General features: G+C 68.3%; 2 protein-coding genes and 1 pseudogene. 1 reads left to right on the top strand and 2 read right to left on the bottom strand.

Annotated features, from left to right (window positions below):
• Positions 1 to 362, top strand: a pseudogene (locus FHD67_RS20440) (hypothetical protein); the annotation flags it as partial.
• A gap of 65 nt (positions 363 to 427) precedes the next feature.
• Here FHD67_RS20440 and hemP read toward each other — a convergent pair.
• Together hemP and FHD67_RS11810 are read right to left on the bottom strand one after the other, a co-directional pair.
• On the bottom strand, positions 428 to 604 hold the full coding sequence (gene hemP, locus FHD67_RS11805; protein WP_064503568.1) for a hemin uptake protein HemP: 177 nt from the start codon (positions 602 to 604) through the stop codon (positions 428 to 430).
• Positions 605 to 754: 150 nt separating this feature from the next.
• Positions 755 to 1,370: metal ABC transporter solute-binding protein, Zn/Mn family (locus FHD67_RS11810; protein ID WP_176695111.1), on the bottom strand; the 616-nt coding region annotated here is incomplete at its 5' end.

A 1,370-nucleotide genomic window follows, 5' to 3' on the forward strand; every position in this document is an offset into this window, starting at 1 on the left:
GCCGCAAGCCGTTCGGCGGTCCGCGTCCGGAGGGGAAGCCTTTCGGCAAGCCCCGCGCCGATGGTGACCGCAAGCCCTATGGCGCGCCGCGTGGCGAAGGGGCCGAGGGCCGCAAGCCGTTCGGCGGTCCGCGCCCGGAGGGCAAGTCCTTCGGCAAACCCCGTGCCGATGGCGACCGCAAACCCTATGGCGCACCGCGTGGCGAAGGGGCCGAGGGTCGCAAGCCGTTCGGCGGTCCGCGTGGTGATGCGGGCGGCAAGTTTCAGGGCAAGCCGCGGCCGGGTGCGGCCAAGCCGTTCGGCGCTGCGCGCGGAGATCGCCCGCAGGGTGGTGGCCGCCCCGGCGGCAAGCCCCGCGGCTGACAGGCGACAGCACGCATGACGAAAGGGCCGCCCGGGAGGGCGGCCCTTTTGCCAAGGTCGATCGACTATTTCGTCAGGATCAGCTTGCCCGCACGGGTGATCCGCAGCTGATAGACCTGCTCGTCCAGGACGATCAGCGCCTGGTTTCCGCCCTGCGTGAGGGCGGTGGCGTCATGCTGCGGCATCCGGGCCAGAATGGCGGTGCCGGGACGGGTGAAATCGGCGGGGCGCGTTGCGGTCATGGTCAGCCTCATGCTGGGACAGTGATGATGCCCCAATGCTGACAAATTCGTTCAGGTTTGTCAAAGTAAAATAGTCAGGATTCTTCACGATCAGATTTCGACCCGCTGACAGGTGGTCCGGACCGCCGCGAAGGCGGCCCGGACGGGCGATCACTGATCGGCAAGGCAATCGACGATGGTGTCTGCCATCTGAGTCAACAGAACCTCGTACTGGCCCGCGCCGGGGGACAGCGTGCCGCCCTCGGGGCTCAGTTCGCCGCCGGTGCGGATGTCGCTGCCCTCGGTCACGGTGGTGATCAGGCCGGCATCATGGGCGTATTCCGGAAAGGCGCAGACGGCCCCGGACTCGGCGATCTGGGTGCGGATCTGGTCGATGCGCGCCGCGGACGGGGTCGAGGCGTCCCCAAGCGACACGGCGATCGCAGGCTGCAGGCCAAAGTGATCGGTGAAGTGGCCATAGGCGTCGTGGAACACGACGAACCGGTCCTGCGCATGCGGGGCAAGGCGTTCGCGCAACGTGTCGTCCAGGGCAGCGATGCGTTCGGCCGCCGCATCCGCGTTGGCGCGATAGGTGGCGGCGTTCTGGGGGTCCTGCTCGGACAGCGTCGCGACGATGGCGTCAAGCCAAGGCGCCGCGTTGGCGGGGTTCAGCCAGGCATGGGGATCGGTGCCGGCATGGACATGATCATGCCCCGCATGGTCCCCGTGGTCGTGGTCGTGGTCGTGGTCGTGGTCGTGGTCGTGGTCGTGGTCGTGGTCGTGGTCG

Source organism: Paracoccus haeundaensis (genome assembly GCF_006239215.1).
In the GTDB taxonomy this organism is placed as follows: Bacteria; Pseudomonadota; Alphaproteobacteria; order Rhodobacterales; family Rhodobacteraceae; genus Paracoccus; species Paracoccus marcusii.